The following is a 4,656-nucleotide window of genomic DNA, read 5'->3' as shown; positions in this document are numbered from 1 at the left end:
GAAGGCCTTTTTTGTGTATCTGGGTCTGGTTTGGTGGTTTTATTTGCACCACTCCATGTTGCTCCACCACGCCCCCCGGGTCCCCCCCCCTCACACGGGGGGGGGGGGCCCCCCCCGGCGCCCCCCCCCCCACCACGCAGTAGATCCACTCGGGTTCCTTGAAGTCGGGGCATCCTCGCACGTGGGACACCCCGACTTCCGGGAGGTCGAGTCGATCAAGCCGGGACGGGCGCGTCAAGCCGGGGCAGCGCCGTCGAGGGTCAGACCCGGGTGAGGCGTACGGCGTCGGCGATGACCAGGCCCGCCGCGTTGCTCCAGCGGCTCACCGCCACCCGGTTGGCGTCGCCCGCCGGCAGGGTGAACGTGCCGAGGACGCGCCACTGCCCGCCGGTCGCGCGCTGGTCCACGTACACCGTCTGGTTGCCGGTGGTGGTGGCGACGATGTACGGGGTGGCGCTGTTGTAGCCGCTGTTGGTCGGCCACCACGCCTCGACCCGGTAGGTGCCGGTCGCCGGCACGTTGAACCGGTACCAGGCCGGATCGCTCGCCGCGACCGGGTCGGCGTAGCGGTAGTCGGCGCCGTACCGCTGGCTGGAGAACGTCGACACGCCCCAGTTGGCGCTGGCGGTGAACCGGCCGGAGGTCGTGTTATCCACGGTGGAGGACCACGCCGTTCCACCCCCGGCCATCTTCGCGGCGACGTCGGCGCGCATCACGTTCAGGTCGATGAAGGACGGATCGATCTTGCCGGTGGTGCTGGTCTCCCGGTGGCCGCGGGCGTAGCTGCTGTCCCGGCCGAGGCGGGTGAGCACGGCGGCTGTCGCGGCGATCGACGCGCTGTACTGCGCGGCGGTCATCTCCTGGTCGACGCCGTTGTAGTCGATCTCCCACCCGATCATCAGGGTGTTGCCGTCCCCGGCGGGGATGGGTCCGCTGCCACCGCTGACCCCGGCGTGGTTGCAGCGGCCGGCGGAGATGACGTGGAAGACGCCGTTGTAGTCGACGAGCGCCTGACAGAGCGGGCCGGCCAGGTCGGAGCGGCCGTTGATGCAGATGCCGAGCGCGGGGTGTGGGTTGCTGGCGCTGGAGGTCGAGGCGGTGTGGTGCCAGAGCACCCCGATCGGGTCGAAGGAGCCGGGCCGCATCCGGTTGAGCCAGTCCCCCTCGACGACGACCTGGACCCCGGCGCCGCGCAGCACGTCCACGAGCCACCCGATCGTGGCCATCAGGAGTCCCGGAGCAGGTCGGCCAGGCACTCGGCCTTCGGCGCGGCGCTCGCCGGGGCGGGCCGGACCACGACGGTGAGGGCGGCGGCCACCAGCGCGGGGATGCCGAGCACCCCACGACGGCGCAGACGGACGGACGGGGATCGGGCCATGGCGGTCCTCCAGCGGCGACGGGTTCACACGCATCGACGAGCGTGATGACGGCACGCTATACCGTCATGAGCATCGATGTCGATACCCTTCACGGCCGGGCCGCGTCTTGAAGGAATCCGCCGATTCAGGCGTCGCCGAGCGCGTCGATGTCGCGCATCTCCTCCGCCGTCAACGAGAAGTGGAAGACGTCGAAGTTGGCGCTGATCCGCTCCGGGGTCACCGACTTCGGGATCACCACGATCTCGTGGTCGATGTGCCAGCGCAGCACCACCTGAGCCGGGGAGACGCCGTGCGCCGCGGCGATCCTGGTCAGCACCGGATCGCTGAGGTCGCTGTTCTTGAAGGGGCTGTACCCCTCCAGCACCACGCCCCGGTCCCGGTGCTCGGCGTGCCGCTGCCGGTCGTACAGCGCGGGGCTCCACCGGATCTGGTTGACCGCCGGGCTCTCCTCCGTCGACTGGATCAACTCGTCGATGTCGCCCGTGCTGTAGTTGCTGACCCCGACGGCACGGGTCAGGTTCTCGTCCCGGGCGGCCAGCAACTCCCGCCACATCGGGATGCTGGCACTGGCGGACGGCGGCCAGTGGATCAACCAGAGGTCCACCTGGTCGACGCCGAGCGCCTCCAGGCTGGCCTCCAACGTCTCGCGCTCCCGGCCCGTCCGGTCGGGCGGGAGCTTGGTGGTGATGAAGATGTCCTCGCGACGCAGCCCGCTCTCCTGGACCGCTCGGCCGACCTCCCGCTCGTTGCCGTACATGGTCGCGGTGTCGAGGTGCCGGTAGCCGGTGTCGAGCGCGGCCAGCACGGCGTCGTAGCCCGCCTGGCCGGTGGCCTGCCAGGTGCCGAAGCCGAGCAGGGGGATCCGCACGTCACCCGGGAGCAGGGCGGTGGGCTGGTCGCTGAGGTCCATGAGGTCCGTTCTACCCCGCCGCGCCCCCGGACGCCGAGCGAACCGGACACTCCGGCGACCAGCGCATTGGCCCGGTTTGCCGGAGAATGCGGGTGTGACGGACCGGCTGGAGGAGTACCGACGCCGGCGGGACGCGGCCCGTACGCCCGAGCCGGTGCCGGAACGCGCCCCCACGGCGACCGGGCCCGACGAGGGCGCGGGCCGCTTCGTCATCCAGCAGCACCACGCCCGCAGCCTGCACTGGGACCTGCGACTGGAGCACGAGGGTGTGCTCGCGTCCTGGGCCGTGCCGCGCGGTCTGCCCCGCGATCCGGGCCGCAACCACCTCGCGGTGCACACCGAGGACCACCCGATGGAGTACCTCGACTTCTCCGGCGAGATCCCCGCCGGCGAGTACGGGGGCGGCCGGATGGTCATCCACGACCGGGGCACGTACCGCTGCGAGAAGTGGCGCGACGACGAGGTCATCGTGAGCCTCTCCGGTGACCGCACCGCCGGCCGCTACGCGCTGTTCGCCACCGGCGGCCGGGACTGGATGATCCGCCGTACCGATCCCGCGCCGCCGGGTTGGACGCCGATGCCCGAGCTGGTCCGCCCGATGCACGCCACGCCCGCCGCCCGGCTGCCCCGCGACCGCGCCGAATGGGGATACGAGTTGCGCTGGGACGGAGTCCGTGCGATGGCGTACGTCTCCGGCGGGCGGTTGCGGCTGCTCTCCGAGACCGACGAGGAGATCACCGGCGGTTACCCGTGGCTGCGCGCGATGGCCGAGGCGCTGGCGCCCACCGAGGCGGTGCTCGACGGCGTGCTCGTCCGCATCGACGGCTCGGGCCGGGTGCGTCCCGCCCGCCCGGCCAGCGGTGGCCGGGTCCCGGCCGGCGCCCAGTTCCTGCTCGTCGACCTGCTGTGGCTGGAGGGCGTGAGCAGCGTCAACGTCCCGTACGCGCAACGCCGGGAACTGCTCGATGGGCTGGCGTTGACCGGTACGCACTGGCAGACTCCGCCGTGGTTTCCCGGTGCCGGCGACGAGGCCCTGCGCACCGGGCGGGAGCAGGGGCTGCCGGGTGTGGTCGCCAAGCGGCTGGACTCGGCGTACGAGCCGGGCCGGCGCAGCCGACGGTGGCTGAGCATCGACGCGGCCTGACGGCGAGGAGCGACGTGTACCTGACCCATCTGGACTGCCCACGCTGCGGCCTGGAGTACGCCGCCGACAAGCTGCAGAACCTCTGCGAGTGCGGCTCGCCGCTGCTGGCCCGCTACGACCTGCCGGCGGTGGCGAAGGCGGTCACCCCGGAACGCTTCCCGCTGCGCCCGGCCGACCTCTGGCGGTACCGGGAGCTGCTGCCCGTCGCCGATCCCCGGCACGTCATCACGCTCGGTGAGGGCTGGACGCCGCTGCTGCGTGCCCCGTCGTACGGTGCCGAGATCGGCATCGCGGACCTGATGGTCAAGGACGAGGGGTTGATCCCGACCGGCTCGTTCAAGGCGCGCGGCGCCGCGGTCGGCGTGAGTCGGGCTCGCGAGTTGGGCGTCGAGCGGATCGCGATGCCCACCAACGGCAACGCCGGTTCGGCGTGGGCGACGTACGCGGCACGTGCCGGGATGGGCGCCACCATCGTGATGCCGCTGGCGGCGCCGACCATCTGCCGGCGCGAGTGCGTGGCCGCCGGAGCCGATCTGCGTCTGGTGGACGGGCTGATCAGCGACGCGGGCCGCCGGGTGGCCGAGTTGATCGCCGAGTCCGACGGGGCGATCTTCGACGCCGGCACGCTGCGCGAGCCCTACCGCCTGGAGGGCAAGAAGACGATGGGGTACGAGATCGTCGAGCAGCTCGGCTGGCAGGTGCCCGACGTGATCATCTATCCGACGGGTGGCGGGGTCGGCCTGATCGGCATCCACAAGGCTCTGCACGAGATGCGCGAGCTGGGCTGGGTCGGCGACAAGCTGCCCCGGCTGGTGGCGGTGCAGTCGACCGGCTGCGCGCCGATCGTGCGGGCCTTCGCCGCCGGTGAGTCCCGGGCCCAGCCGTGGGAGGACGCGCATACGGTGGCGTTCGGCATCACCGTGCCGTCCCCGTTGGGTGACGAGCTGATCCTGGCCGCGCTGCGGGCGTCCGCCGGCACCGCGGTCGCCGTCGACGACGCGGAGATCCTGGCCGACCTGCGGGCCTTCGCCGCCCGCGAGGGTTTGCTGCTCTGCCCGGAGGGAGCGGCCTGCCTGACCGCGGCGCGGCAGCTACGCGCCGGTGGCTGGATCCGCGCCGGGGAACGGGTGGTGGTGCTCAACACCGGCGCGGGGCTGAAGTATCCGGAGACGGTCGACGTCTCCGGCGTACCCGTGCTGGCCTGAGCCGGCACCCCACCGAGG

General features: G+C 72.1%; 5 protein-coding genes. 2 read left to right on the top strand and 3 right to left on the bottom strand.

The features are described 5' to 3' along the window. Window positions 1-260: 260 nt before the first annotated feature. The 3 genes from ABZU46_RS31025 to ABZU46_RS31015 all read right to left on the bottom strand — a co-directional run bounded on the left by ABZU46_RS31025 (window position 261) and on the right by ABZU46_RS31015 (window position 2,289). Window positions 261-1,226 carry an N-acetylmuramoyl-L-alanine amidase gene (locus ABZU46_RS31025; RefSeq protein WP_354863252.1) on the bottom strand — a complete coding sequence of 322 codons (966 nt, stop codon included), beginning with the start codon at window positions 1,224-1,226 and terminating at the stop codon, window positions 261-263. Next, window positions 1,226-1,378 carry a hypothetical protein gene (locus ABZU46_RS31020; protein ID WP_354863251.1) on the bottom strand — a complete coding sequence of 51 codons (153 nt, stop codon included), beginning with the start codon at window positions 1,376-1,378 and terminating at the stop codon, window positions 1,226-1,228. The genes ABZU46_RS31025 and ABZU46_RS31020 overlap by 1 nt, the downstream gene beginning before the upstream one ends. Window positions 1,379-1,503: 125 nt before the next feature. Continuing rightward, complete coding sequence (locus tag ABZU46_RS31015) at window positions 1,504-2,289, bottom strand: aldo/keto reductase (RefSeq protein ID WP_354863250.1); 786 nt, start codon at window positions 2,287-2,289, stop codon at window positions 1,504-1,506. 94 nt (window positions 2,290-2,383) lie between these two features. Between ABZU46_RS31015 and ABZU46_RS31010 the strand changes: the two genes are divergently transcribed. Both ABZU46_RS31010 and ABZU46_RS31005 read left to right on the top strand, forming a co-directional pair. Then, a complete protein-coding gene (locus ABZU46_RS31010) occupies window positions 2,384-3,433 on the top strand; it encodes a DNA polymerase ligase N-terminal domain-containing protein (RefSeq protein ID WP_354863249.1) in 1,050 nt (349 codons plus the stop codon). A 14-nt stretch (window positions 3,434-3,447) separates the two neighbouring features. Next, window positions 3,448-4,638 (top strand): threonine synthase, encoded by a 1,191-nt coding sequence (locus tag ABZU46_RS31005; RefSeq protein ID WP_354863248.1) that lies wholly within the window; start codon window positions 3,448-3,450, stop codon window positions 4,636-4,638. Window positions 4,639-4,656 lie beyond the last annotated feature (18 nt).

This window comes from Micromonospora sp. NPDC005197 (genome assembly GCF_040608295.1).
Classification (GTDB): domain Bacteria; phylum Actinomycetota; class Actinomycetes; order Mycobacteriales; family Micromonosporaceae; genus Micromonospora.
This window is presented reverse-complemented; position numbering and strand designations above follow the sequence as displayed.

Excerpts from the sequence above, each read along its gene's own strand:
- ABZU46_RS31015 (WP_354863250.1), bottom strand. The coding sequence starts at position 2,289 with ATGGACCTCAGCGACCAGCCCACCGCCCTGCTCCCGGGTGACGTGCGG.
- ABZU46_RS31020 (WP_354863251.1), bottom strand. The coding sequence starts at position 1,378 with ATGGCCCGATCCCCGTCCGTCCGTCTGCGCCGTCGTGGGGTGCTCGGC.
- ABZU46_RS31025 (WP_354863252.1), bottom strand. The coding sequence starts at position 1,226 with ATGGCCACGATCGGGTGGCTCGTGGACGTGCTGCGCGGCGCCGGGGTC.